The organism is Limnohabitans sp. TEGF002 (assembly GCF_055395845.1).
Genome location: NZ_AP029224.1, coordinates 2,654,887 through 2,677,866, shown reverse-complemented (window position 1 = coordinate 2,677,866; position 22,980 = coordinate 2,654,887). Strand labels below are relative to the sequence as shown.

Genomic DNA, 22,980 nt, shown 5'->3' with positions numbered 1-22,980 from the left:
CAGGCAAACAGAAAATGGGAATCAGCGCAACCGAAGTCAGCGCAACAAAGCGGCCAGAGGGCTGAGGGTGAGTTTCAGAAAGTCAAAGGTCAGGCCCATCAGGGGCTGCATCCACCAGGCGCTGATGAGGCCGGTGAGCACCAAGGCCATCACGATGAAAAAACCCCAGGGCTCAACCCGGGACACCAGCACAGCCTGACGCCAGGGCAGCACGCCCACCAGGATGCGCCCGCCGTCGAGGGGCGGCAGCGGAAACAGGTTGAAGGCGAACATGACCACATTGGTCAGCATGCCAGCTTTGCACATCTCGATGAAAAATCGCTCGGTGACGCCGCTGCCTGCCAGCACGTAAAACAACACGCCCCACAGCAACGCCTGCACCAAGTTAGACCCGGGGCCTGCCAAGGCCACCCAGACCATGTCGCGCTTGGGGTGGCGCAGCCGGTCAAAGCGCACGGGTACCGGCTTGGCGTAGCCGAACAAAAACGCACCACTGGTGCTGAAGTACAGCAGCAGCGGGAGCAGGATGGTGCCCACCAAGTCGATGTGCGGCCAAGGGTTGAGCGTGACCCGGCCCATCATGGCTGCGGTGTTGTCGCCCAGGCGCTGCGCGGCGTAGCCGTGGGCAGCTTCGTGCAGCGTGATCGCGAAGATCACGGGCAGGGCGTAAATCAGGACGGTCTGGATGAGGTCGGACATAAGTGTGAGATTGTCTCAGACCTGGCCTGCGCTTGGGTCTGGGGGCAGCCTCTCACAGGGCAAAAGAATTCAGAGGCCTAAGCGCGCGGGATCGCCTTGGCCTTGGCGAAGCACTTGGGGTTCTTCGCCACTCATGTCGATCACGGTGGTGGGGTTGAGCGAGCAAGCCCCGGCATCGATGACCGCACCCACTTGGTGTTCCAACCGTTCACGGATGGCTTCAGGGTCGTTCAGCGGCTGGTCTTCCCCCGGCATGATGAGGGTGGCCGCCAGCAGCGGGGCGCCATGCAAGGCCAGCAGTTCTTGCAGCACTTGGTGCTCGGGCACGCGCAGGCCAATGGTCTTGCGTTGGGGGTGGCTCACGCGGCGCGGCACTTCCTTGGTGGCTTCCAAAATGAAGGTGAAGGGGCCGGGTGTGGTCTGTTTGATGGCGCGAAACTGGCGGTTGTCTACTTTGGCGTAGTTGGCCAGCTCGCTCAGGTCGCGGCACAGCAGCGTCAGGTGGTGCTTGTCGTCGACGCCACGGATTCGGCGCAATTGGTCGGCAGCACTCTTGTCGTCCAAGTGGCAGACCAGTGCATAGCTGGAGTCGGTGGGCACGGCCAGCACGCTGCCTTGGTTGAGCAGTTGCACGGCTTGCTTGAGCAAACGCGCTTGCGGGTTGTCGGGGTGAACAGTGAAAAACTGGGCCATGGGTGCGGACAGTCAGTTGCCGGTGGTGATCGTGTTCAAGCACATGGGGGCGAAATCACTGAAGGAAAGCGTGTCGCTTCAGGATTCTGGGGGCTGGATGGCGATTCGGTTTTCGCGCACGGTGAGCCAGGCCCCCAAGGCCCCGCAAAGCGCGACCATGCCCATGCCCACAAACGTCCATTGGTCGGGCAGGTGGCTGAACACCACCCAACCGCCCAGCACGGCAAAGCCGATCTGCGCGTACATATACGGCGTGAGAGTGGCGGCCGGAGCGCGGCCATAGGCCAGAATCAGCAAAAAATGACCGATGGAAGCCAGCACACCCATCAAGAGCAATTGCAGCCACACAGTCCAGTCGCTGGGCATTTCCCAGACAAAAGGCAGGATGACGGTGGCCAGGCTTGTGCCGATCCAGCCCGTGTAAAAGTGGGTGGTGAGGGGGTCTTCCGTCTTGGACATCTTGCTGGTCAGCAACTGAAAACCAGAGTTGGTGCCCACCAACAGCAGTGGCAGGATCACCGTCCAGTCAAAGTGTTGGCTGCCGGGACGGATGATGACCAGGGTGCCGATGAAGCCGCCCAGCACCAACAGCCAGCGCAGGGGGCGGATTTTTTCCTTCAGCATCCAGGCCGCCAGCAAGGTGATGACCAAGGGGGCCAGCAGCGAGATGGCCGTGAATTCGCCCACGGGCATGTATTTGAGGCTCAAAAAAGCCAGGATGCTGCAGGCGAACAGCAGCAGGCCACGGGCCAATTGAAAGCGGGGGTGCTCGGTCTGCAAGACGCGGCGGCCACGCCCAGGCCAGACCACCACGGTGGTGATGACGGCCTGAATGGCGTAACGGAACCACAGTGCCACCATCACCGACAAGCCGGTGCTCACATGCCGTGTGGTGGTGTCCAGGGTGGCGAAGCAGGCGGTGGCCAAGACGGCAAAGCCGATGCCCTGAAGACTCGCGTGTCGGTGCGTCGGGCTCACTGAATGCGGTCAGCCAGCAGGTCCCAAACGGGGGTCAGTTGTCCTGGCAAGTATGGCAAGGTGCCCAAATCGATGCGGCTTTCCTCGGGGCTGTGGAAGTCGCTGCCGCGCGAGGCCACCAAGTCGAATTCGAGGGCGGTTTCGGCGTAACGCACTGCTTCTTGCGAAGAGTGACTACCGGTGATGACCTCCACCCCGCGCCCGCCGTGGACCTTGAATTCGCTGAACAGCGCGTACTCTTCGTTGGGCGTGAAGCCGTAGCGTGCCGGGTGGGCAATGACGGCGATGCCGCCGGCCTCGGTGATCCACTGCACCGCTTCTTGCAGCCGCGCCCAGCGGTGCGGCACGTAGCCGGGCTTGCCTTCGGTCAGGTATTTGCGAAACACTTCCGAGGTGTCGCTGCACACGCCAGTCTCGACCAAGTGCCTGGCAAAGTGGGTGCGCGAAATCAGTTCGGGGTTACCCACGTAATTCAGGGCGCCTTCGTAAGCGTTTTGAATGCCGACTTTGGCCAGGCCGTCCGACATCTCTTGAGCGCGTTCGCTGCGCCCGCCTCGGGTGCGGCGCAAGCCTGCTACCAGGTCGGCGTTGTGCGGGTCAAAGCCCAGGCCCACGATGTGCACCGTCTGGTGGGCAAAGGTGACCGAAATTTCAGTGCCCGTGAGGTAGGGCAGGCCTTGCGCGCGGGCAGCGGCCAGGGCGCGGTCTTGCCCGCCCACTTCGTCGTGGTCGGTCAGTGCCCACAGTTCCACGCCGTTGGCTTTGGCGCGTTCGGCCAGGGCTTCGGGGGTGAGGGTGCCGTCGGAGATGACGGAGTGGCAGTGCAAGTCGGCGTTCATCATGCGGCCCATTTTAGGCGCATGCCGCTGGGGCCGGGCAAGCAACAGCCCTGCAGTCTTTCGGGCTGATGCCTGTGGTCGATAATTCGGGCATGACCACGATGCAGACTTTTGCGGAGCCCCAGCCATGGCACTGATGATCACCGACGAATGCATCAACTGCGATGTGTGTGAGCCCGAATGCCCGAACGAAGCGATTTATTTGGGCGAAGAAATTTACGAAATCAACCCGTCCAAGTGCACCGAATGCGTGGGCCATTTTGACGAGCCCCAGTGTGTCCAGGTCTGCCCCGTGGCTTGCATTCCTGTCAATCCCCAGCACGTCGAAAACCAGGAATCGCTCTGGGCCAAATACCGCAGGCTGCAGGGGCAGTGAGCCTGGCTGTCCGACTTATTCAGCAGCAGGGGCGTCGGGCGTTGGCGCTTTGACTGGTCGGGGCGGTTTGGGGCGCGGTGGTTTGCTGGTGTGGATGCGGACCATGGCTTTTTCCATGTCGCCCGCCAAGAGCAGGGGCAAGGCGTTCACAGCGCGGTGGATGCTGTCGTCGATGGCTTTGCGGTGTTCCAGCATGGGCTTCTTCAAGACCCAACTGACCACTTCGGCCTTGTCGCCCGGGTGGCCAACCCCAATGCGCAGCCGCCAGTAATCTGAAGTGCCCAACTGCGCATGGATGTCGCGCAGACCGTTGTGACCGGCGTGGCTGCCGCCGAGTTTGAGTTTGGCTTCGCCCGGGGCGATGTCGAGCTCGTCGTGCGCGACCAAAATTTCTTGCGGCTGGATTTTGAAGAACCGGGCCAGTGCGCTGACCGATTTGCCCGACAGGTTCATGAAGGTCTGGGGCTCGAGCAGCCACACGTTTTGGCCGTCGACGTTGGTGCGGGCCACCAGCCCGTGGTAGCTGCGCTCAGGCACCAGCGACACCTTGAGTTCACGGGCCACGGCATCGATCCACCAAAAACCGGCGTTGTGGCGGGTGTCGTCGTATTCGTTGCCCGGGTTGCCCAGGCCGACTAGCAGTTTGATCATGGTGCGAGATTATCCTTGGGCGCGAGGCTTGGCGAGCGTGAGCAGGGTTACCCCAAAGCAAAAGGCCCGCTTGCGCGGGCCTTGAAGGTGCAGGGCTTTGATGCCCTGGGTAGAAGATTACTTCTTGCCTTTGCCTTTTTTGGCGTCTGCTGGGGCAGCGGCCACGGGGGCAGCAACCACTTCTTCGACAGGAGCCACCACGGACACGAGGACCGGGTTTTTCTTGCCGTGGGTGATGGCTTTGCAGCCAGCAGGCAAGGTGATGTCGTTCAGGTGCAGCGAATTGCCCTTGGTCAGGCCCTTCAGGTCCACCGCGATGAATTCGGGCAGGCTGGCAGGCAAGCAAGCCACTTCGATTTCGGTCGCCACGTGGGTGATCGTGCACTTGTCGGTTTTGACGGCTTCGGACTCTTCTTCGCCGCTGAAGTGCAATGGCACTTTCATGTGCAAAGTGGTGTTGGCGTCCACGCGCTGGAAGTCGATGTGTTGCACCAACTGCTTGTAGGGGTGCATCTGGTAGTCACGCAGCAAAACTTTGCTGGACTGACCGTTCAATTCCATGTCCAGAATCGAAGCATGGAAAGCTTCCTTTTTCAGGGCGTGCCACAAAGCGTTGTGGTCCAGCTCGATCAGTTGGGGGGCCGATGTGGAACCGTAAACGATGCCAGGTGTGCGACCGGAATTGCGGAGACGGCGGCTCGCACCCGTGCCCTGCTTAGCGCGCTCAAAAGCGACAAATTTCATACATTTCTCCTTCTAGGGTCCACCGCGACCAGTGCGACCCTGACTCAAAAAAGCCAGCCAGTCCACAAGGACGGCTGGCCGCTGTAGGCCTTCTTCCGATCAGGCTTGATCGGAGAACAGGCTCATCACCGACTCGCCATGGGCAATCCGGTTGATCGTTTCGGCGATCAGCGGAGCCACGGAGAGTTGGCGAATCTTGGAACACGCTGCGGCTTCTGCCGACAGCGGGATGGTGTTGGTGACCACGACTTCGTCGAGGGCTTCGCCTTTGGCGATGCGGTCGATGGCCGGACCCGAAAAGATCGGGTGTGTGCAATAGGCATAAACTTTTTTGGCGCCGCGCTCTTTGAGCACTTCGGCCGCTTTGACCAGGGTGCCAGCGGTGTCGATCATGTCGTCCATGATCACGCAGTTGCGGCCTTCGATCTCGCCAATGACGTGCATGACTTCAGACACGTTGGCTTTGGGGCGGCGCTTGTCGATGATGGCCAGGTCGCAACCGAGCTGTTTGGCCAGTGCGCGAGCGCGCACCACACCGCCGACGTCAGGGGACACGACAATCAGGTCTTCGTAGTTTTTCTGGCGCAGATCGCCCAGTAAAACAGGGGACGCGTAAATGTTGTCGACCGGGATGTCAAAGAAACCCTGAATCTGGTCAGCGTGCAAGTCCATGGTCAGCACACGGTCAACACCTACCGCTTGCAGCATGTTGGCGACCACCTTGGCCGAGATCGGCACACGGGTGGAGCGTGGACGGCGGTCCTGGCGGGCGTAACCGAAATAGGGGATGACGGCGCTGATGCGTCCAGCCGAGGCGCGTTTGAACGCGTCGACCATGATCAGCAGTTCCATCAGGTTTTCGTTCGTCGGGGCGCAGGTGGACTGCACAACGAACACTTCACGGGCACGAACGTTTTGCTTGAGCTCGACGGTGACTTCACCGTCAGAGAAACGGCCCACATCGACCGCGCCGAGCTGTGTGCCCAGGTGCTTGGCGATCTCGGCGGCCAAAACGGGGTTGGCATTGCCGGTGAACAGCATGAATTCGGGGGGAAGTGAAGCAGGCTGCATGTGCATTCCAGCGATCAGATAAAGGGGCCTGTACGATTGAACGTATTTGGCAGGGGAAGAAGGACTCGAACCTTCGAATGCCGGAATCAAAATCCGGTGCCTTAACCAACTTGGCGACTCCCCTACACGGGTTGACCGCTGAAACAGCGACCGACCGATCAACTATCGCTGGATGCCCATCCCTGTAAAGGGTGAACCTCCAAATTGCTGCATTTGCGCACTTGCCAAAGGTCTGAGACCTGAATTGGCGCGGTGCCTGAAGTGCAATGAGCGAACACTGCACTGCCAGAACCCGTCATTTTGCCTTTCATGCCTGCGTTGCCAAGCACTTGGAGTGCGAGAGAAACATCTGGGCAGATCGTCTGTGCGACGGGTTGCAGATCATTGTGACCAAAGTCATATGGCTCTGCAGCGAAGACCGAAATTATAGCAGGCTTTGTGGCCCGTTGAAGCGCTGGGTGCGTAAAAATTTGAGAAGTTTCAACGCCCGAAGGGGGTTTGATGACCCAAAACTGTGCCGCAGGCAACGCAATGGGGGTGATTTTTTCGCCGATGCCTTCGACCCATGCGTTGTGGCCGCACAGGAAAAAAGGCACGTCTGCACCCAGCTGCAGGCCCAGTTGTTCGAGTGCAGTCAGGTTCAGTTTCAGATCCCAAAGCCGGTTGAGTGCGAGCAGGCAGCTGGCGGCGTCTGATGAGCCGCCCCCCATGCCCGCCTGAGCCGGAATTTTTTTCTCAACCGCGATGTGAACGCCTTGTTTGCAGCCTGTGTGCTGCTGCAGCAATTTGGCGGCGCGGGTGATCAGGTCGTCTGCGGGCAGTTGGACGGTCAGGTCTTCCCGGCTGATGACGCCGCCAGGACGATTTTCAAAGTGCAGGGTGTCGCACCAGTCGATGAGCATGAACACCGATTGCAGCAGGTGGTAACCGTCGGGGCGCTGGCCCGTGATGTGCAGGAACAAGTTGAGCTTGGCCGGGGCCGGAACGTCGTGCAGCAGTTTCATGGAGCAGATTATCGCCAGACCTTGGGGGCAGGCGACCTCAGCGGTCGAGCAGGATGCGCAACACGGTTTCGGGGGCAGGGGTGTTTCTGCTGGCCGTCAGGCGGCCTTGCGGGTGAGCAGACAGGTCCACTTGCCAGCCGGGCGCATCAGCGGCTTTGCCTGCCAGCCATTCAAACAGCGCGGCTATGGGCAGATCGGTGCCTGTCAGGCGCTGACTCAGGCTTTGCAGGCTGCTGCTCGCGGTTTTGTCTTGACCTTGCTCCAGCAGGGCGGATTGGGGTGTCCAGCTCAGGCGTGCCAGTGTTGTGCCAATCGGGCTGAGCAAGACCAATTGACCTTGTTCGGCCGAGCCTTGCAGCTCGAAGCTGGCACTCCAGTTTTGTGGTGGTGTGCTTTGCAATTGCAAGGCCAGACGCCCCGACCAGAAGGCGGTCGTGTCAGCGGGCTTTGGGCGGGGGGTGGCGCAACCGGTCAGGCTGACCAAACTGACGCTGAGCAGGCCCAACCAGGCGCGTCGCTCCAATGGGGAGGGCCAGGGCTGCTGAGCAGACGTCATGGTTTGAAGTTGAAGCGCTTAAGGGTTTCGGCCAGGGTCTCGTTGTTGGCCTTGAGCAGCAGGCCTTCGCGCCAAATGGTGCCCGCTTCACGTTGTTGGCCGGTGACCCAGAGCACTTCGCCCAAGTGCGCTGCGATCTCGGCGTCGGGTTTGGCTTTGTAGGCCGCTTTGAGGATGGTCAAGGCTTCCTGGTGCAGGCCTTGGCGGAACTTCAGCCAGCCCAGACTGTCCTGTATGTAGGCGTCTTGCGGCGACAGTTGTATGGCTTTTTCGATCAGTTGCTGCGCTTCTTCCAGGCGGATGTTGCGGTCTGCAAGCGAGTAGCCTAGGGCATTGAAAGCGTGTGCTTCTTGTGGTGACAGTGTCATCAGCTGACGCAGCAGGTCTTCCATTTCGTCAAAGCGCTTGAGCTTTTCGCAAACCAGCGACAACTCGGTCAGCAACTCGGTGTCGTCGGGTTTTTTGTCCAGGGCCGCCCGAACCAAAGCGTAGGCGGCCGCTGGGTCGCGGTGCTCACGCAGCCAAAAGGATTGGGCCAGCACCTTGCGGCGAGCCTGCTCGGCGTTGGCGGGTTTGACTTGAGCCAGCACGCGGCGCGCCTCGTCCATGCGGCCTTGCTGCGCCAGTACATCGGCTTGGCGACTGGCGAGCTTGATGGGGTCAGCCCCCGCTGGCATGCGGCTGAGCCATTGGTTGGCACGCTCCAGTTGCCCTTGTTTCTGAGCGATTTGCGCCAGACTCATCAAGGCTTCGGTCAATCCGGCCTGCTGCTCGGGTGTCTTGCTGTTGGCCACTAAGCGGATGTACTCTTCGAGGCGTTTTTCGGCTTCCGGCAGTTGGCCGTTTTCCTGCAACACCAGACCGTGGATCAGCCAGCCATCGGCAAACTGTGGGTGCTTGGCATTGAGCACCACCAATTGCGCCAGGGCTTCGGGGTAGAGCTGCAGCCCCACCAATGTGCGGGCGTAGCCCATGCGCAGCTCAGGCACGACATCGGTTTTCATGGCCGCATCGACCATGGGCTTGAGCGTGCTGTTGGTGTTGACCAGCAGGCTGAGTGCCAACACCAAAGGACCTGTGGCCTGTGGGTCTGCATTGTGGCCTCGGGTGGTGGCATCCACCGCACGCGAAATCTGGCCTGCATCGCGGCGCATGCGGCCCACGGTGGTCCATGCCGCAGCCGAAGTCGCTTTTTGGGTGAAAGCCTGGGTCAGGGCTTTTTCCACCACATCGGCCGCCAGGGCCTTGTCTTGCACCACACTAAACAAACGCGGCACAGAGGCAATGGCACCGGGCTGCTCGTCCAGTGGCATCTCATGGATCGAGACTGTCAGGGCTTTGCCCGCTTCTTCGACCCTGTTGAGTGCCAGCAAAATTTGGAGCACGTAGCGGCTCGCTTCGACGGCGGAGGGAATGTCCCTTTTCCAGGCCTGTGCAGCTTGCAGGGCGGCATCGCCGGAGCGGGCTTGCAGTGCCATGTCGACCGAGCGCTGGAACAGCGCCGGGTCTCGGGTTTTGCGCGCCGCGTCGAGCATGATCGAAAAACCGCTGCCTGGCGAGCCTTGCCGGGTGTTGAGCTCACCCAGCAGGATTTGGTAGAACAGGGCAGCGTTGAGCGCCGATTGTTTGGGCACCTCTTCTGCTTGGGGTGCGGCAGACTGCGCCCAAGCACTGACAACGCACGAGGACAAGAGGGCAAGTCGAAACCAGAATTTCATGCCGACCATCATAATCCAGCCACCTTTTTAACCAGTGCGCCACAGGCCAATGGCCATCGCAGGCGCCCGACCCTTGCATGCCCGAACTCCCAGAAGTTGAAGTCACACGCCGCAGTTTTGCCGACCGCATCGCTTCGGCCCACATTTTGGCGCTGCACATGGGCAAGCCCTTGCGCTGGCCCCTGGGTGTGCCTTCTGCCACCTTAGTGGGGCGACAAATCTGGGGCGTGCGAAGGCGCGGCAAGTACCTGCTGCTGGACCTGGACCAAGGTCTGCTGCTGGTGCATTTGGGCATGTCGGGCAGTTTGAATTTTGCCCCCACGCAGCCCGAAGCTGGCCCGCACGACCACATGGATCTGGTGACCGATCGAGGCGTGCTGCGTTTGCACGACCCGCGCCGCTTTGGGGCGGTGGTTTGGGCGCCTGGAGAAGACTCACCGCAAGCGCAAAAGCTGCTGGGGCGCTTGGGCGTGGAGCCCTTGAGCGCCCAGTTCGATGTGGCCGCTTTTGCCCAGGCCCTCAAAAAACGCCAGTCGGCCATCAAGCAGGTTTTGCTGGCGGGCGATGAGGTGGTGGGCGTGGGCAATATTTATGCGTCGGAAGCCTTGTTCATGGCGGGGATCCGCCCCACGACCAAGGCCTCGCGTTTGTCCAAACCCCGGGTGGCCCGTCTGCATGCGGCCATCGTGCAGGTGCTGACCCGTGCGGTAGAGCAGGGCGGCAGCTCGCTCAAGGATTTTGTGAACGCCGAAGGCCGCACGGGCTATTTTCAACTCGAAGCCGCGGTGTACGGCCGCGCAGGCGAGCCTTGCCGGGTGTGCGCCACACCCATCCAATCCATGCTGCAAGGCCAGCGCACCACTTTTTACTGTCCCACATGCCAGAAGCCTTGATGAATTTACCGGAGGGGTTTGCCCGCCGGATGGTGGATTGGCAGCGCCTGCATGGTCGCCAAAGCCTGCCTTGGCAAAACACCCAGGACCCTTACCGCGTTTGGCTGTCCGAAATCATGTTGCAGCAAACGCAGGTGAGCACGGTGCTGGATTACTTTCCCCGGTTTTTGGAGCGTTTTCCGGACGTGGCGGCGTTGGCCGCTGCGCCGCAAGACGATGTGCTGGCGCTGTGGAGCGGTCTGGGCTATTACAGCCGGGCTCGCAACCTGCACAAGTGTGCCCAAGAGGTGATGGGGCGTTTTGGCGGGGCCTTTCCGCGCCGTGCTGAAGACCTGCAGACCATGCCCGGCATTGGCAGGTCCACTGCAGCGGCTATTGCGGCCTTTTGCTTTGGCGAGCGTGCCGCCATTCTGGACGGCAACGTCAAGCGCGTGCTGACCCGCGTGTTGGGTTATGGCGAAGACCTGGCCATCGCCAAAAATGAAAAAGCCCTGTGGGCGTTGGCGCAAGACCTGTTGCCTGCGCAAGCGGCCGACATGCCGCGCTACACCCAGGCCCTGATGGATTTGGGTGCCACCGTGTGTTTGCCGCGCAAGGCACAGTGCGAGGCCTGCCCTGTCAGCACGGTCTGTCAGGCTCAAGAACAGGGCGAGCCGTTGGCTTATCCCGTCAAAACCCGCAAACTCAAGCGCAGCAGCGCCACCTTGTGGTTGTTGTGGGCGGTCAATGCGCAAGGCCAGGTGTGGCTGCAAAAGCGGCCGGACAAGGGCATTTGGGCCGGTTTGTTCAGCTTGCCCGTGTTTGACTCTGAGGCAGATTTGCTGGCCGCTTGGACGTCGGGGCGAGACCCGCAGTACGTCGCGCCATGGAAGCACGTGTTGACCCACCGCGATTTGCACTTGCATCCTGTCCAAATGACCGGGTCAGCGAAGTCAAGTCCGATTGGTGAAGGTCAATGGGTGAACGCCGATGCCTGGCCTGCGATGGGCTTGCCAGCCCCGATTCGAAGCTTGTTGACGGCTTGATTCACATCAGATGGGTGGCGCTCAAAGCGCGTCCAGCTCCCGGTGCCGCTTGAGTGTGAGCCAGCGGGTGCCGAAACTCTGGGCCAGTTGTTCGACCATGAACACCGATCGGTGCTGGCCTCCGGTGCAACCAATGGCCACGGTGACGTAGCTGCGGTGGTCGCGCTCAATGGCGGGGATCCAGTTCTGTAAGAAACCTTCGATCTGCAACTGCATCTGCACAAACTCTTCGGACTGGCGCAGGTAGGCTTGCACCGGTTCGTCACGTCCGGTGAGGGGTCTCAAGGCGCTTTCGTAATGCGGGTTGGGCAGCATGCGCACATCAAACACGTAGTCGGCGTCGGTGGGAATGCCGCGCTTGAAGCCAAAGGACTCAAACACCAGCGTCAATTGGGCCGATGGGGTGCTGACCAAGGTCTTGATGTAGGTTTGGAGTTGGGCTGAGCGCAACAAACTGGTGTCGATGACGTGGGCCCGCTCACGCAAATCGGACAACAATTCGCGCTCGAACTGGATGGTTTCCAGCAGCGCCTTGTCGCTTTGTGGTTTGCTGCCGCCCGACAAAGGGTGCTTGCGCCGAGTTTCCGAGTAGCGGCGCTGCAAGGTGTCGCTGGTGGCGTCCAGAAAAACCGATTTCACGGTCATGCCCATGTCGCGCAGCAAGGCCATTTGCTCGGGCATCAGGTGCAAGGAATTGGCGCTGCGCACATCGATGGCAATCGCAAGGCGTTGTTCCTTTTGCTTTTCTTCGAGTTTGACGAAGGGGATCAGCAGCTCGGGCGGCAGGTTGTCCACGCAGTAATAACCGGCGTCTTCGAGCGCGTGCAGCGCCACCGATTTGCCGGAGCCGGACATGCCGGTGATCAGGATGATGTCCATGCTCAGCTCTGTGCGGCTTTGCGGCCAAGGGGTTGAGAGGAGGGCTTTGGGGTTGGGGTGCCCAGCATTTCGCGGGCGTGGGCCAAGGTGGTGGCGGACAACTTTTCACCGCCCAGCATGCGGGCAATTTCGTTCACGCGCCCTTCGCCGCTCACGCCGCGCACCTGGCTGCTGACCTGGCCCTTGGCCGCGGTTTTGCTCACCAACAGGTGATGGTCTGCGCAGGCGGCCACCTGGGGCAGGTGGGTCACGGCCAGCACCTGGCGGTGTTGGCCCAGTTGTTTCATCAGGCGACCCACGGTTTCGGCCACAGCACCGCCCACACCCGAGTCCACCTCGTCAAAGATCAAGGTGCCAGCTTCGCCCAGTTCACTGGTGGTGACTGCAATGGCCAACGCGATGCGCGATAGCTCGCCACCCGAAGCCACTTTGCCCACAGGCCGGGGCGTACTGCCCTCGTGCCCTGCCACCAGAAAGCTGACTTCTTCGAGACCGTGCTGTGCGGGCGCTTCCAGTGTTTGCAGCTGCACCTCAAAGCGGCCACCTTGCATGCCCAGTTGCTGCATGGCGCTGCTCACGGCTTGGGCCAGGGGTTTGGCCGCTTTTTGGCGTTGCTGCGAGACGGCTTTGGCTGCTTGAAGGCAAGCTTTGTGGGCAGCTTGTTCGGCCTTTTGCAGGCTGTCCAGGTCGGCTGCGGCATCGAGCTGGGCCAGCTCTTGGCGCCAGCTTTGCAAGCTCAAGGGCAGCTCGTCCGGTGTTTTTTTGTAGCGCCGGGCCAGCGACAGCCACAGGCCCATGCGATCGTCCAGTTGGGCCAGGTGCTGTGGGTCCAGATCTGTTTTTCGCAAATAAGTGTGCAGGCTGTGGGCCACGTCTTCGGCTTGGGCTTGCGCAGACACCAGCACATCGGCCAGGGCGTTGAACTCGGGTTCGTACTGACCGAGCGACTGCAGGGTCTGGATGGCGCGGGACAGCTGTCGCAACGCGCCGCCTTCGCTGTCGCTGTCGCCCCCTTCGAGCAAGACCGTGCTCTGGTTGGCCCCGTCGATCAAGGCCTGTGCATTGGCCAATCGGCTGTGCTGGCTGCTCAGCTCCTGCCATTCGTCTACCTGCGGGTTCAGCTTTTCCAGCTCGCCAATTTGCCAGGCCAAGCGTTCGCGCTCGTTGGCCAAGGTGCTTTGCGCTTGCTGGGCATCGGTCAGCGTTTGCTGGGCCTGCCGCCAGGCTTGCCAAGCGGTTTTGAGCGGGCGCGTGTCGGTGCCCGCATAGGCATCGAGCAAACCACGCACCGCATCAGGCCGGGTCAGGCTTTGCCAGGCGTGCTGTCCATGGATATCCAGCAACTGCTCGCCCAGTTCGCGCAGCTGTGTGGCGGTGGCGGGGCTGCCGTTGATCCACGCGCGGCTTTTGCCGGCGGTGTCCACCGTGCGGCGCAGCAGCAAGTTGGCACTGGCCTCAAACCCGGCATCTTCGAGCCAAGTCTGAATGCGGGGTGTGGGTTCAAATTCTGCGCAGACCTCGCAGCGGCTGGCACCTTCGCGCACCACACTGGCTTCGGCGCGGGCACCCAAGGCCAGTTGCAAGGCGTCGATCAAAATGGATTTGCCTGCACCGGTCTCGCCGGTCAACACGCTGAAGCCTGAGCTCAGGTCCAGCGCCAGTTCTTGCACGATCACAAAGTCGCGCAGGGTGATGTGCGTCAATGCCATGGCTCAATCGCCCCCATTCCAGTGCATTTTTTTGCGCAAGGTGTCGAAATAATTCCAGCCCGCTGGGTGCAAAAAGCGCACTTTGTGCTCCGAGCGCTGCACCACGATTCGGTCGCCCAGAATCAGATCGGCCAGCGATTGCATGTCAAAGTTGGCGCTGACATAACGCCCAGCCACGATTTCGATGCTGATCTCGCTGGTTTCGGGCAACACGATCGGGCGATTGGACAAGGTGTGGGGTGCGATCGGGGCCATCACCCAGCCGCCAATGCCCGGGTGCATCAAGGGGCCGCCGACCGAGAGTGAATAAGCCGTGGAGCCCGTGGGGGTGGCGATGATCAGACCGTCGGCGCGTTGGTTGGACACAAAGTGACCGTCCACCTCGACCCTCAGCTCCACCATGCCCGAGGTGCCGCCCCGGTTGACCACCACATCGTTCATAGCCAAGGCGCTGAACACGCAGCGCTGGTCGCGCATGACCTTGGCTTGCAGCAAGCTGCGGTCTTCGGCTTGGTAATGGCCCTGCAGCATAGGCTGCAGCACATCTTGGTAAGTTTGCAGCGGGATGTCGGTGATGAAACCCAGCCGCCCTTGATTGATGCCCATCAAAGGCAGTGCGTAGCGGGCCATCTGGCGGCCAATGCCCAGCATGGTGCCGTCGCCTCCGATCACCAGGCCCAGATCACACTGCGCGCCAATCTCGGCCATTTCGAGCACAGGGTATTGGTTCAGGCCCGTGTGCGAAGCGGTTTCCTGGTCCAGCACCACATCGCAGCCTTGCCGCGTCAAGAACTGGGCCACATCGTCCAGGGCGCGGCGTGAACTCTCCAGCGCCCCGCCATGCGCGGTGGTGTGGTACTTGCCAAAGAGTGCAACGTGACGGAACTTGGATCTCATTCGCAAATTACATCATTAAAATGAGCTGATGCTAGATGATCGTGCCAAGTTATTGCTCAAAGCCCTGGTGGAACGCTACATTGCGGACGGCCAGCCTGTGGGCTCGCGCACGCTCTCCAAAGCCTCAGGCCTGGATTTGTCACCTGCCACCATCCGCAACGTGATGTCCGACCTGGAAGAGTTGGGCCTGATCGCCAGCCCCCACACCTCAGCCGGGCGAATCCCCACCAGCCGAGGCTACCGCCTGTTTGTAGACACCATGCTCACGGTGCAGCGCGATGGCCTGGACACCCCGGCGCTGACGCCCGACCAGCCCCAAAAAGTGATCGCCAGCGCAGCCAATTTGTTGTCCAACCTGTCGCATTTTGTGGGTGTGGTCATGACACCGCGCCGGGCCTCCGTATTTCGGCACATTGAGTTTTTGCGGCTGTCCGAGCGGCGTTTGCTGGTCATCATCGTCTCGCCCGAAGGCGATGTGCAAAACCGCATCCTGTTCACCGAGACCGATTACTCGCAAAGCCAGCTGATCGAGACCTCGAATTTCCTGAACACCCATTACGCGGGCATGGCCATTGAGCAGGTGCGCAGCCGGGTGCAGCAAGAGCTGGTCAGTCTGCAAAGCGAAATCGCCACGCTCATGCAGGCCGCTGTGCAGGTCAGCACCGAAGCCCTGGCTGAAGACCAGAACGAAGTGGTCATTGCGGGTGAGCGCAACTTGCTGTCGGTGAGCGATTTTTCCAGTGACATGGGGCATTTGCGCCGGGCGTTTGACCTGTTTGAGCAAAAAACCCAGCTCATGCGCTTGCTGGACGTGTCCAGCCAGGCCGAAGGCGTGCGCATTTACATCGGCGGTGAAAGCCAGATCGTGCCCATGCAAGAGTTGTCGGTGGTCAGCTCACCTTACGAAGTCGATGGTCAGGTGGTCGGCACCTTGGGCGTGATCGGTCCGACCCGCATGCCCTATGACCGCATGATCCAGATCGTCAACATCACTTCGCGCTTGGTCAGCAACGCGCTGAGCCAGTCCAAATAAGCCCCTGCAGCCCACTACAATCACGGCTTCGGTGGGGGCGTTAGCTCAGTTGGTTAGAGCAGAGGACTCATAATCCTTTGGTCGACAGTTCAAGTCTGTCACGCCCTACCATTTCAATCCACAACTCAGCCCACTTTTCACCGAGTGGGCTTTGTCGTTTCTGGGCTCAGGAGGCCATATCCATGGCCGCAGGCACATCCCCTGTTTGGGTGGCGATGCCCCGCGCCTGCCGAATCGCATCGACCGTGGCCAGCGCTGTGGCCTCGGCCGCCATCACAGTCAGCAGCATCAAATCGACCGGACCCGTTTCGGTGCCTGTTGCCAATGCATACAGCGTGTCGCCGTCCAGCGTGGTGTGCGCGGGGCGGATGCTGCGGGCCAAGCCGTCGTGGGCGCTCATGGCCAGGCGTTTGGCCTGGGCTTTACTCAGGGTGGCGTTGGTGGCCACTACGCCAATGGTGGTGTTGGTGCCTGGTAGGGGGCGCTTGCCGTGCTCGCCCGCCAGCAAGGCGCGTTGCGTGTCCAGCAAGTTTTTTCCATCGGCCGTGCGGGCTCCGGCCAGCACTTGGCCTGTGGCGGGGTCGATCACATCGCCCACCGCGTTGCAGGCGACCAAGGCGCCCACCACCCAAGGGCCCACACGCACACTGGCGTTGCCAATGCCGCCTTTCATGCAGCGGTCCAGGCCAAAGAGTTTGCCCACGCAGGCACCTGCCCCTGCGCCCACATTGCCTGCTGCCGGTGAGGCTGTGGACGCCGCCTCGCAGGCAGCGTAGCCCGCTTCTGCGTTTGGACGTGCCTTGGGGTCGTCTCCCTGGCGCACGACGGGCAAGTCAAACAACACGGCCGCAGGCACGATGGGCACACGGCCGTAACCGGTTTCAAAGCCAATACCCTGCTCATCGAGCCAGCGCACTACGCCTGTAGCGGCGTCCAAGCCAAAGGCGCTGCCGCCGCTGAGCACCACCGCATGCACTCTGTCCACCAGGTTGGCCGGGTCCAACAAATCGGTTTCTCGGGTGCCCGGGGCAGCCCCGCGCACATCCACCGCACCCACGGCCCCGCCGGGGGCCAAGACCACTGAGCAGCCTGTTAACCGTTCGCTCATCGTGAAGTGACCGACCTGTAGCCCGGGGACATCCACAATAGAGCCCCAAACGTCGTCTTGGACGCTGTTTACAATCGTTTGCGATGCCATTGAAAACCCTGTTCATCGTTGCTCACAGACCCCAAGGATAGCGCGTGCCCCTGTTTGTTTTGAGACGGCTGCTGAGCTTTGTGCTGACCCTGCTGGCCACGTCGGTCGTGGTGTTTGCCGTGCTTGAACTTTTGCCTGGCAATGCCGCGCAGGTCATTTTGGGCGAAACGGCCACGCCCGAGTCGATCGCGGCGATGGAAGAAAAATTGGGCCTCAACCAGCCAGCGGCCACCCGCTACCTGAACTGGATAGGTGGCATGTTGCAGGGCCAGACGGGCCTGAGCATTTCTTACGATACCCCCACGGCGCAGCTCATGGCAGAGCGCATGCAGGTGACGCTGCCGCTGGCCGTGATGGCCATGGGGCTCACGGTGGCGCTGGCGCTGGCGCTGGGCATTTATGCCGCTTCGCAGCAAAACAAGGCGGGCGATGTGGGCGTGATGACACTCAGCCAACTGGGCTTGGCCTTGCCCAATTTCTGGCTGGCCATTCTTTTGATCCTGCTGTTTGCGGTGCATCTGGAGTGGGTGAGCGCGGGCGGTTTTCCGGGCTGGTCCGAGGACGATGGCGGCGGAGTGGGCGAGGGCATCAAGGCCTTGCTCTTGCCCGCGATGGCGCTGGCGGCGGTGCAAACGGCCATCTTGACGCGGGTGACCCGATCGGCCGTGCTAGACACATTGGGCGAAGACTTCGTGCGCACCGCCAGGGCCAAAGGCTTGTCTCGCCGCCAGGTGCTGTGGGGCCATGTGTTGCGCAACGCCATGATCCCGGTCCTGACGGTGATGGGCTTGCAGTTTGGCAACCTGATCACCAGCGCCATCGTGATTGAAAACGTGTTTGTGTTGCCCGGCATTGGGCGGTTGATTTTTCAGGCCATTGCCAACCGCGATTTGATCGTGGTGCGCGATGTGGTCATGCTGCTGGCGGCGCTGGTCATCCTCATTAACTTTTGTATTGACGTGCTGTATGCGTGGATCGATCCGCGCTTGAAGGCGGGCCATGCGCAATAACCAGCACTGGATGCGCCGCGCTTTGCGTCACCCGAGTTTTGTGGCGGGCGGGGCCATGGTCTTGCTGATGGTGCTGTGCGCCGTGCTGTCCTTGTTCTGGTCGCCTTACCCGGTAGGCGACATCGACATTCCTAATAAATTGGCCTCGCCCAGTGCTGCGCATTGGTTCGGCACCGACAGCTTGGGGCGCGACATCGGCTCTTTGCTGCTGGTGGGCAGCCAAAATTCTTTGTTGGTGGGATTCATTGCGGTGGGCATTGGCCTGGGTGTGGGCGTGCCATTGGGCTTGCTGGCCTCGGCGCGGCGCGGTTGGGTCGAAGAAGTCATCATGCGCGCCTCGGACTTCACTTTCGCCTTTCCGGCCTTGTTGTCGGCCATCATGCTGACCGCGATCTATGGGCCGGGTTTGTTGGTGAGCATCGTGGCCATTGGCATTTTCAACATCCCGGTGTTTGCCCGCATTTCGCGGGGCGCGGCCAACGCGGTTTGGTCGCGTGACTACACGGCTGCAGCGCGAGCGGCAGGCAAAGGTCCATTGGCCATCACCTTGGCGCATGTGTTGCCCAACATCGCCAGCGTGCTGATCGTGCAGGCCACCATCCAGTTCGCCATCGCCATCCTTGCTGAAGCGGCTTTGTCTTATTTGGGCCTGGGCACGCAGCCGCCGCAGCCCAGCTGGGGCCGCATGCTCAACGAAGCGCAGTCGCAGATGTTCCAAGCCCCCATGCTCGCGGTGTACCCGGGCGCGGCCATTGCCTTGGCGGTGTTGGGGCTGAATTTGCTGGGCGATGGTTTGCGCGATGTGCTCGACCCCCGGCTGGCGCGGCAGAGGTGAACATGCGTGATCTTTCAAGCGCCCAGCCTTTGCTGCAAGTTGATGATTTGCGGGTGAGCCTGCCCACAGCCAGGGGCTGGGCACAGGCCCTGCGCGGCGTGTCCTGGCGCATGGAGCGTGGCCAAACGGTCGGCCTGATTGGTGAGAGCGGCAGCGGCAAATCGCTCACGGCTTTGGCCCTGATGGGCTTGTTGCCCGAACGCGCCCGCGTGAGCGGGTCCATTGCGCTGCAAGGCCAAGAACTGGTGGGCCTGCCCGAGCCGCAGTTGTGCCAGCTTCGTGGTGCCCGCATGGCCATGATTTTTCAGGAGCCGATGACGGCGCTCAACCCCCTGCACCCGATCTGGAAGCAGATTGCAGAGCCCTTGCGTCTGCACCGACACATGAGCGCCAGCGACGCCAAAGCCCGCGCCCTGCAACTGCTCGAACGCGTGCAGCTGCCACGGGCGCGTGAGCGGCTTGACGCCTATCCGCATGAGCTGTCGGGCGGACAACGCCAGCGCGTGATGATCTCGATCGCGCTGGCCTGTGGCCCCGACTTGTTGATTGCCGATGAACCTACCACCGCGCTTGATGTCACGGTGCAAAAAGAGGTGTTGGTGCTCATCAAACAATTGGTGCGCGAAGACGGCATGGGCTTGCTCTTGATCAGCCACGACTTGGGCCTGATGCAGGACCAGGTGGACCGCGTGATGGTCATGTATGGCGGTGCGGTGGTGGAGAGCGCGGACACGCCTGATTTGTTTGCGCACCGGGCGCACCCGTACACACGCGGTTTGTTTGCGGCGCGCCCGCGCTTGGGGCTGGCACGCGGTACCCGCTTGACCACGATTCCTGGCAGCGTGCCCGAGTTGATGGATTTTCCGGCGGGGTGTGCGTTTGCAGACCGTTGCAGCTTGGCGGTGGACGATTGCCGCCAGACACCCCCGCAGGCAGACAACATCTCACACGAAGCCGCGGGGGAAGTGCCCCATGTGGTCAGCTGTCCGCGCTGGAGGCTGCCATGAGCGAGACGCACACATCTGCGCCGCTGCTGGCGGTGAAGCATTTGGGGCGGCGCTTTGCCTTGCCCCGCACAGGTTTGTTTCAACCTGCAGGCGCTTTGCAGGCTTTGTCGGACGTGAACTTCACCCTGCAACCGGGAAAAAGTTTGGGCATCGTGGGCGAGTCCGGTTCAGGCAAGTCCACCTTGGCGCGTTTGGTCATGGCGCTCGACACACCCACCGAGGGACAGGTTTTGTTCAACGGTGTGGACGTACACGAGGCTCGCGGACAGGCTTTGCGCCAATTGCGCAGCGGTTTTCAGATGGTGTTCCAAGACCCTTACGGTTCGCTGGACCCCCGTCAAAAAGTGCTGGCCATCGTGACCGAGCCGATCCAGACCTTGGTGAAACCTGCGGATGGACGAGCTGAGTTGCGCGAGCGGGCTGCACAAGCGATGAGCGAAGTCGGCCTCAGAACCGCAGACCTGGACAAATACCCACACGAATTTTCGGGTGGTCAACGCCAGCGCATTGCGATTGCCCGCGCCTTGATCACCCGTCCCGCTTTGATCGTGGCCGATGAGCCCGTGAGTGCGCTCGATGTGTCTGTTCAGGCGCAAGTATTGAACTTGATGATGGACCTGCAAGACCGCTACGGCCTGAGTTATTTGTTGGTCAGCCACGACTTGGCGGTCGTTAATTTGATGTGCGACGATGTGCTGGTCTTGCAGTCGGGCCGTGTGGTCGAGCAAGGCCCGGCAAGCCAAATTTTTGAGCAAGCCGAGCACCCTTACACTCGGGCTTTGTTGGCTGCCGTGCCTGGCCAGCCCCCTTCTTTTTGAACAGGAGTCTCCATGAGAAATGTTTCTTCCATGACCCGCCGTACCCTCGCTTTGAGTTCGGCTGCCGTGTTGGTGGCCAGCTTGGTGGCGGCCCCTTTGCAGGCGCAAGCGCAGTCGCGCAAAGACACCGTCACCCTGGGCATGATCCTGGAGCCCACCAGCTTGGACCCGACCATGGCTCCGGCTGCCGCCATCGGTGAAGTGGTGCACTACAACATCCTTGAAGGCCTGACCAAAATCAACGTCGATGGGAGCATCACCCCCTTGCTGGCCGAGAGCTGGAAAATGGACGCCGACGGCAAGGCCTACACCTTCAAATTGCGCAAGGGTGTGAAGTTTTCCGATGGCACTCCTTTTGATTCAGCCGCCGTCAAGTTCAGCTTCGAGCGTGCGAAAGACGCCAAGAGCACCAACAAGGCCAAAGGCGCGGTGTTCAACAACATCACCCACATCTCGACGCCCGATGCACACACCGTGGTGCTTGTGCTCACCAACCCGGATGGCAACTTCTTGTTCCGCATGGGCGAGAACACCGCCGTCATCTTGCACCCCGACAGCGCGGCCAATGCGGCCACCAAGCCCGTGGGCACCGGCCCTTACAAACTCGAGAACTGGGCCAAAGGCACCGCCGTGACCTTGTCCAAGTGGGATGGCTTTCGAGATGCCAACGCCATCAAAGTGAAGAAAGTCACCTTCCGATTCATCAACGATTCGGCTGCCCAAGTGGCCGCCTTGCTCGCCGGCGACATCGACGGCATGCCCCGTTTTCAGTCGCCGCAAAGCCTGCAACAGTTCCAGAAAGACAAGCGCTTTGTGGTCGAGCTGGGCAGCACGGCGGGCAAAGGCATCATGACCATCAACAACCGCAAAAAGCCGTTTGACGATGTGCGCGTGCGCCGCGCCTTGTCGCATGCGGTCGACAAGAAAGCGTTCATCGATGGCGTGTTTGAAGGCTTGGCCAAACCCATTGGCAGCCACATGGCCCCCACCGATGCGGGCTATGTGGAGTTGAGCAACACCTATGCCTACGACCCTGAAAAAGCCAAGGCCCTGCTCAAGGAAGCCGGCGTGCAAACCCCACTGAACGTGACCCTGACATTGCCCCCACCGCCTTACGCCCGCAAGGGTGGCGAAATCTTGGCCGCGCAGCTGGCCAAGGTCGGCGTTGTGGCCAAAATAGAAAACGTGGAATGGGCCCAATGGCTGGGTGGCACCTTCAAGGGCAACTTTGACCTGACGGTGATCAACCACGTCGAGCCACTTGACTACATGGCTTATGCCAACCCGCAGTATTACTGGGGTTACGACAGCAAGGCCTTCCGCGACTTGGCTGCCAAACATGCGTCCACCACCGCGGCCAAAGAGCGCACCCAGCTGTTTGGCGACATGCAGCGCATGATCGCCAAAGATGCGGTCAACGTGTTCTTGTTCAATGCCACCAACACAGCGGTTTACCGCAAAGGCCTCAAAGGCCTGTGGTCGAGCTCGCCGATTTTTGCCAACGACATGTCGGCCGTGTCTTGGCAATAAATTGAAGGGCAGCCCCAAAGTGCCCCGAAAAGCTTGCTATAATTCGATGCATGATGCGGCTGTAGCTCAGCTGGATAGAGTACTTGGCTACGAACCAAGGGGTCGTGGGTTCGATTCCTGCCAGCCGCACCAAAAATTAGAAAGCCCACAACGAAAGTTGTGGGCTTTTTCTATTTTCTCACGCACAAAACAGTGCTTCCCCAAATGAAGCTCTCGCAGGCGTGTCGCATTTTGCCCTTGAACACCAGGACATGAGCAAAGCCTTCACCAAAGAATCCGACGGCGATGACGACGAAGAGCTGGGTTTGCCGGCGCTGCCTTCAGGTGCCCGCAATTACATGACACCCGAAGGCTATGCCCGCCTGCGGGCTGAGCTGTTCGCTTTGATCGACGACGAGCGGCCCAAAGTGGTCGAAATCGTGCATTGGGCCGCCAGCAATGGCGACCGATCAGAAAACGGCGATTACCTCTATGGCAAAAAACGTCTGCGCGAGATCGATCGGCGCATCCGCTTTTTGACCAAGCGTTTGGAGATCGCCGAAGTGGTCGACCCGGTGGTGCACCACGGCAGCGATCAGGTGTTCTTTGGAGCCACGGTCACCTACGCCGAGGCATCGGGCACCGAGCGAACGGTCACGATTTTGGGCATCGACGAGGCCGACAGTTTGCAAGGCCAGGTCAGCTGGGTCTCGCCGATTGCGCGCACTTTGCTCAAGTCACGCGAAGGCGATGAACTCAAATTGCTCACGCCCGCTGGCGTGCTGGACATCGAGGTGTTGCAGGTCAGCTATCCGGCGCCTGCTTGAAGCGGCCTTGC

The 22,980-nt window shown here is 61.0% G+C and carries 24 protein-coding genes and 3 tRNA genes; 12 read left to right on the top strand and 15 right to left on the bottom strand.

The window, feature by feature from the left end:
* Positions 1 to 36: 36 nt before the first annotated feature.
* The 4 genes from ACZ5SR_RS13350 to ACZ5SR_RS13335 all read right to left on the bottom strand — a co-directional run bounded on the left by ACZ5SR_RS13350 (position 37) and on the right by ACZ5SR_RS13335 (position 3,221).
* A complete protein-coding gene (locus tag ACZ5SR_RS13350) occupies positions 37 to 699 on the bottom strand; it encodes a site-2 protease family protein (protein ID WP_464449133.1) in 663 nt (220 codons plus the stop codon).
* A 69-nt stretch (positions 700 to 768) separates the two neighbouring features.
* On the bottom strand, positions 769 to 1,392 hold the full coding sequence (locus ACZ5SR_RS13345; protein WP_464449132.1) for an L-threonylcarbamoyladenylate synthase: 624 nt from the start codon (positions 1,390 to 1,392) through the stop codon (positions 769 to 771).
* Positions 1,393 to 1,470: 78 nt separating this feature from the next.
* Complete coding sequence (locus tag ACZ5SR_RS13340) at positions 1,471 to 2,370, bottom strand: DMT family transporter (RefSeq protein WP_464449131.1); 900 nt, start codon at positions 2,368 to 2,370, stop codon at positions 1,471 to 1,473.
* Positions 2,367 to 3,221 carry a 3',5'-nucleoside bisphosphate phosphatase gene (locus ACZ5SR_RS13335; protein ID WP_464449130.1) on the bottom strand — a complete coding sequence of 285 codons (855 nt, stop codon included), beginning with the start codon at positions 3,219 to 3,221 and terminating at the stop codon, positions 2,367 to 2,369. Before ACZ5SR_RS13335 ends, ACZ5SR_RS13340 begins: the two co-directional genes overlap by 4 nt.
* A 115-nt stretch (positions 3,222 to 3,336) precedes the next feature.
* On the opposite strand from ACZ5SR_RS13335, the gene ACZ5SR_RS13330 reads away from it, so the two are divergent.
* Complete coding sequence (locus ACZ5SR_RS13330) at positions 3,337 to 3,585, top strand: YfhL family 4Fe-4S dicluster ferredoxin (RefSeq protein ID WP_353246049.1); 249 nt, start codon at positions 3,337 to 3,339, stop codon at positions 3,583 to 3,585.
* A gap of 15 nt (positions 3,586 to 3,600) precedes the next feature.
* Here ACZ5SR_RS13330 and pth read toward each other — a convergent pair whose 3' ends face one another.
* From pth to ACZ5SR_RS13295, 7 genes are all read right to left on the bottom strand, one after another.
* Entirely contained in the window at positions 3,601 to 4,236 is a 636-nt protein-coding gene (gene pth / locus ACZ5SR_RS13325; RefSeq protein WP_464449129.1) for an aminoacyl-tRNA hydrolase, read from the bottom strand.
* Between the two features lie 117 nt (positions 4,237 to 4,353).
* Positions 4,354 to 4,980: a 50S ribosomal protein L25/general stress protein Ctc gene (locus ACZ5SR_RS13320; protein ID WP_464449128.1), complete on the bottom strand. Its 627-nt coding sequence runs from the start codon at positions 4,978 to 4,980 to the stop codon at positions 4,354 to 4,356.
* 99 nt (positions 4,981 to 5,079) lie between these two features.
* Entirely contained in the window at positions 5,080 to 6,057 is a 978-nt protein-coding gene (locus ACZ5SR_RS13315; protein ID WP_464449127.1) for a ribose-phosphate pyrophosphokinase, read from the bottom strand.
* Positions 6,058 to 6,098: 41 nt separating this feature from the next.
* Positions 6,099 to 6,175: transfer RNA gene (locus ACZ5SR_RS13310), tRNA-Gln, on the bottom strand.
* 34 nt (positions 6,176 to 6,209) lie between these two features.
* A complete protein-coding gene (ispE, locus tag ACZ5SR_RS13305) occupies positions 6,210 to 7,055 on the bottom strand; it encodes a 4-(cytidine 5'-diphospho)-2-C-methyl-D-erythritol kinase (protein ID WP_464449126.1) in 846 nt (281 codons plus the stop codon).
* A 37-nt stretch (positions 7,056 to 7,092) separates the two neighbouring features.
* The gene (locus tag ACZ5SR_RS13300) at positions 7,093 to 7,611 is read right to left on the bottom strand and encodes a lipoprotein insertase outer membrane protein LolB (RefSeq protein ID WP_464449125.1); all 519 of its coding nucleotides are present in this window, start codon (positions 7,609 to 7,611) and stop codon (positions 7,093 to 7,095) included.
* On the bottom strand, positions 7,608 to 9,329 hold the full coding sequence (locus ACZ5SR_RS13295) for a tetratricopeptide repeat protein (protein ID WP_464449124.1): 1,722 nt from the start codon (positions 9,327 to 9,329) through the stop codon (positions 7,608 to 7,610). The genes ACZ5SR_RS13300 and ACZ5SR_RS13295 overlap by 4 nt, the downstream gene beginning before the upstream one ends.
* A gap of 77 nt (positions 9,330 to 9,406) precedes the next feature.
* Here ACZ5SR_RS13295 and mutM point away from each other — a divergent pair, with 77 nt between their 5' ends.
* Positions 9,407 to 10,222, top strand: a complete 816-nt coding sequence (gene mutM / locus ACZ5SR_RS13290; RefSeq protein WP_464449123.1) for a bifunctional DNA-formamidopyrimidine glycosylase/DNA-(apurinic or apyrimidinic site) lyase — start codon at positions 9,407 to 9,409, stop codon at positions 10,220 to 10,222.
* On the top strand, positions 10,207 to 11,247 hold the full coding sequence (mutY, locus tag ACZ5SR_RS13285; RefSeq protein WP_464451123.1) for an A/G-specific adenine glycosylase: 1,041 nt from the start codon (positions 10,207 to 10,209) through the stop codon (positions 11,245 to 11,247). The genes mutM and mutY overlap by 16 nt, the downstream gene beginning before the upstream one ends.
* A 21-nt stretch (positions 11,248 to 11,268) precedes the next feature.
* On the opposite strand, the gene rapZ is transcribed toward mutY, so the two are convergent.
* The 3 genes from rapZ to ACZ5SR_RS13270 are packed head-to-tail and all read right to left on the bottom strand — an operon-like array spanning position 11,269 to position 14,732.
* Positions 11,269 to 12,132, bottom strand: a complete 864-nt coding sequence (rapZ, locus tag ACZ5SR_RS13280) for an RNase adapter RapZ (RefSeq protein ID WP_464451054.1) — start codon at positions 12,130 to 12,132, stop codon at positions 11,269 to 11,271.
* On the bottom strand, positions 12,129 to 13,835 hold the full coding sequence (gene recN / locus ACZ5SR_RS13275; protein ID WP_464449121.1) for a DNA repair protein RecN: 1,707 nt from the start codon (positions 13,833 to 13,835) through the stop codon (positions 12,129 to 12,131). The genes rapZ and recN overlap by 4 nt, the downstream gene beginning before the upstream one ends.
* Positions 13,836 to 13,838: 3 nt before the next feature.
* Positions 13,839 to 14,732 carry an NAD kinase gene (locus tag ACZ5SR_RS13270; protein ID WP_464449120.1) on the bottom strand — a complete coding sequence of 298 codons (894 nt, stop codon included), beginning with the start codon at positions 14,730 to 14,732 and terminating at the stop codon, positions 13,839 to 13,841.
* Between the two features lie 28 nt (positions 14,733 to 14,760).
* Here ACZ5SR_RS13270 and hrcA point away from each other — a divergent pair, with 28 nt between their 5' ends.
* The gene (gene hrcA / locus ACZ5SR_RS13265) at positions 14,761 to 15,765 is read left to right on the top strand and encodes a heat-inducible transcriptional repressor HrcA (RefSeq protein ID WP_090043464.1); all 1,005 of its coding nucleotides are present in this window, start codon (positions 14,761 to 14,763) and stop codon (positions 15,763 to 15,765) included.
* A gap of 34 nt (positions 15,766 to 15,799) precedes the next feature.
* Positions 15,800 to 15,876 (top strand) — tRNA-Ile (locus ACZ5SR_RS13260).
* 55 nt (positions 15,877 to 15,931) lie between these two features.
* Here the strand turns inward: ACZ5SR_RS13260 and ACZ5SR_RS13255 are convergent.
* Positions 15,932 to 16,963, bottom strand: a complete 1,032-nt coding sequence (locus ACZ5SR_RS13255) for a P1 family peptidase (protein WP_464449119.1) — start codon at positions 16,961 to 16,963, stop codon at positions 15,932 to 15,934.
* Positions 16,964 to 17,007: 44 nt separating this feature from the next.
* On the opposite strand from ACZ5SR_RS13255, the gene ACZ5SR_RS13250 reads away from it, so the two are divergent.
* The 7 genes from ACZ5SR_RS13250 to greB all read left to right on the top strand — a co-directional run bounded on the left by ACZ5SR_RS13250 (position 17,008) and on the right by greB (position 22,969).
* Positions 17,008 to 17,973 carry an ABC transporter permease gene (locus ACZ5SR_RS13250; protein ID WP_464449118.1) on the top strand — a complete coding sequence of 322 codons (966 nt, stop codon included), beginning with the start codon at positions 17,008 to 17,010 and terminating at the stop codon, positions 17,971 to 17,973.
* Complete coding sequence (locus tag ACZ5SR_RS13245; RefSeq protein ID WP_464449117.1) at positions 17,963 to 18,808, top strand: ABC transporter permease; 846 nt, start codon at positions 17,963 to 17,965, stop codon at positions 18,806 to 18,808. Before ACZ5SR_RS13250 ends, ACZ5SR_RS13245 begins: the two co-directional genes overlap by 11 nt.
* 2 nt (positions 18,809 to 18,810) lie before the next feature.
* On the top strand, positions 18,811 to 19,815 hold the full coding sequence (locus ACZ5SR_RS13240; RefSeq protein ID WP_464449116.1) for an ABC transporter ATP-binding protein: 1,005 nt from the start codon (positions 18,811 to 18,813) through the stop codon (positions 19,813 to 19,815).
* On the top strand, positions 19,812 to 20,633 hold the full coding sequence (locus ACZ5SR_RS13235) for an ATP-binding cassette domain-containing protein (RefSeq protein ID WP_464449115.1): 822 nt from the start codon (positions 19,812 to 19,814) through the stop codon (positions 20,631 to 20,633). Before ACZ5SR_RS13240 ends, ACZ5SR_RS13235 begins: the two co-directional genes overlap by 4 nt.
* 12 nt (positions 20,634 to 20,645) lie before the next feature.
* Positions 20,646 to 22,163, top strand: a complete 1,518-nt coding sequence (locus tag ACZ5SR_RS13230; RefSeq protein WP_464449114.1) for an ABC transporter substrate-binding protein — start codon at positions 20,646 to 20,648, stop codon at positions 22,161 to 22,163.
* Positions 22,164 to 22,218: 55 nt separating this feature from the next.
* A tRNA-Arg gene (locus ACZ5SR_RS13225) sits at positions 22,219 to 22,295 on the top strand.
* Between the two features lie 119 nt (positions 22,296 to 22,414).
* Complete coding sequence (gene greB / locus ACZ5SR_RS13220; protein WP_464449113.1) at positions 22,415 to 22,969, top strand: transcription elongation factor GreB; 555 nt, start codon at positions 22,415 to 22,417, stop codon at positions 22,967 to 22,969.
* The last annotated feature ends 11 nt before the right edge of the window (positions 22,970 to 22,980 follow it).

What these genes read in the sequence shown, in the direction of transcription:
- ACZ5SR_RS13315 (WP_464449127.1), bottom strand. Translation starts at nt 6,057, where the DNA reads ATGCACATGCAGCCTGCTTCACTTCCCCCCGAATTCATGCTGTTCACC.
- ACZ5SR_RS13240 (WP_464449116.1), top strand. Translation starts at nt 18,811, where the DNA reads ATGCGTGATCTTTCAAGCGCCCAGCCTTTGCTGCAAGTTGATGATTTG.
- pth (WP_464449129.1), bottom strand. Translation starts at nt 4,236, where the DNA reads ATGATCAAACTGCTAGTCGGCCTGGGCAACCCGGGCAACGAATACGAC.
- ACZ5SR_RS13320 (WP_464449128.1), bottom strand. Translation starts at nt 4,980, where the DNA reads ATGAAATTTGTCGCTTTTGAGCGCGCTAAGCAGGGCACGGGTGCGAGC.
- mutM (WP_464449123.1), top strand. Translation starts at nt 9,407, where the DNA reads ATGCCCGAACTCCCAGAAGTTGAAGTCACACGCCGCAGTTTTGCCGAC.
- ACZ5SR_RS13235 (WP_464449115.1), top strand. Translation starts at nt 19,812, where the DNA reads ATGAGCGAGACGCACACATCTGCGCCGCTGCTGGCGGTGAAGCATTTG.
- ACZ5SR_RS13330 (WP_353246049.1), top strand. Translation starts at nt 3,337, where the DNA reads ATGGCACTGATGATCACCGACGAATGCATCAACTGCGATGTGTGTGAG.
- ispE (WP_464449126.1), bottom strand. Translation starts at nt 7,055, where the DNA reads ATGAAACTGCTGCACGACGTTCCGGCCCCGGCCAAGCTCAACTTGTTC.
- greB (WP_464449113.1), top strand. Translation starts at nt 22,415, where the DNA reads ATGAGCAAAGCCTTCACCAAAGAATCCGACGGCGATGACGACGAAGAG.
- mutY (WP_464451123.1), top strand. Translation starts at nt 10,207, where the DNA reads ATGCCAGAAGCCTTGATGAATTTACCGGAGGGGTTTGCCCGCCGGATG.
- ACZ5SR_RS13345 (WP_464449132.1), bottom strand. Translation starts at nt 1,392, where the DNA reads ATGGCCCAGTTTTTCACTGTTCACCCCGACAACCCGCAAGCGCGTTTG.
- ACZ5SR_RS13245 (WP_464449117.1), top strand. Translation starts at nt 17,963, where the DNA reads ATGCGCAATAACCAGCACTGGATGCGCCGCGCTTTGCGTCACCCGAGT.
- ACZ5SR_RS13335 (WP_464449130.1), bottom strand. Translation starts at nt 3,221, where the DNA reads ATGGGCCGCATGATGAACGCCGACTTGCACTGCCACTCCGTCATCTCC.
- hrcA (WP_090043464.1), top strand. Translation starts at nt 14,761, where the DNA reads ATGCTAGATGATCGTGCCAAGTTATTGCTCAAAGCCCTGGTGGAACGC.
- ACZ5SR_RS13300 (WP_464449125.1), bottom strand. Translation starts at nt 7,611, where the DNA reads ATGACGTCTGCTCAGCAGCCCTGGCCCTCCCCATTGGAGCGACGCGCC.
- ACZ5SR_RS13230 (WP_464449114.1), top strand. Translation starts at nt 20,646, where the DNA reads ATGAGAAATGTTTCTTCCATGACCCGCCGTACCCTCGCTTTGAGTTCG.
- ACZ5SR_RS13295 (WP_464449124.1), bottom strand. Translation starts at nt 9,329, where the DNA reads ATGAAATTCTGGTTTCGACTTGCCCTCTTGTCCTCGTGCGTTGTCAGT.
- ACZ5SR_RS13255 (WP_464449119.1), bottom strand. Translation starts at nt 16,963, where the DNA reads ATGGCATCGCAAACGATTGTAAACAGCGTCCAAGACGACGTTTGGGGC.
- ACZ5SR_RS13270 (WP_464449120.1), bottom strand. Translation starts at nt 14,732, where the DNA reads ATGAGATCCAAGTTCCGTCACGTTGCACTCTTTGGCAAGTACCACACC.
- recN (WP_464449121.1), bottom strand. Translation starts at nt 13,835, where the DNA reads ATGGCATTGACGCACATCACCCTGCGCGACTTTGTGATCGTGCAAGAA.
- ACZ5SR_RS13350 (WP_464449133.1), bottom strand. Translation starts at nt 699, where the DNA reads ATGTCCGACCTCATCCAGACCGTCCTGATTTACGCCCTGCCCGTGATC.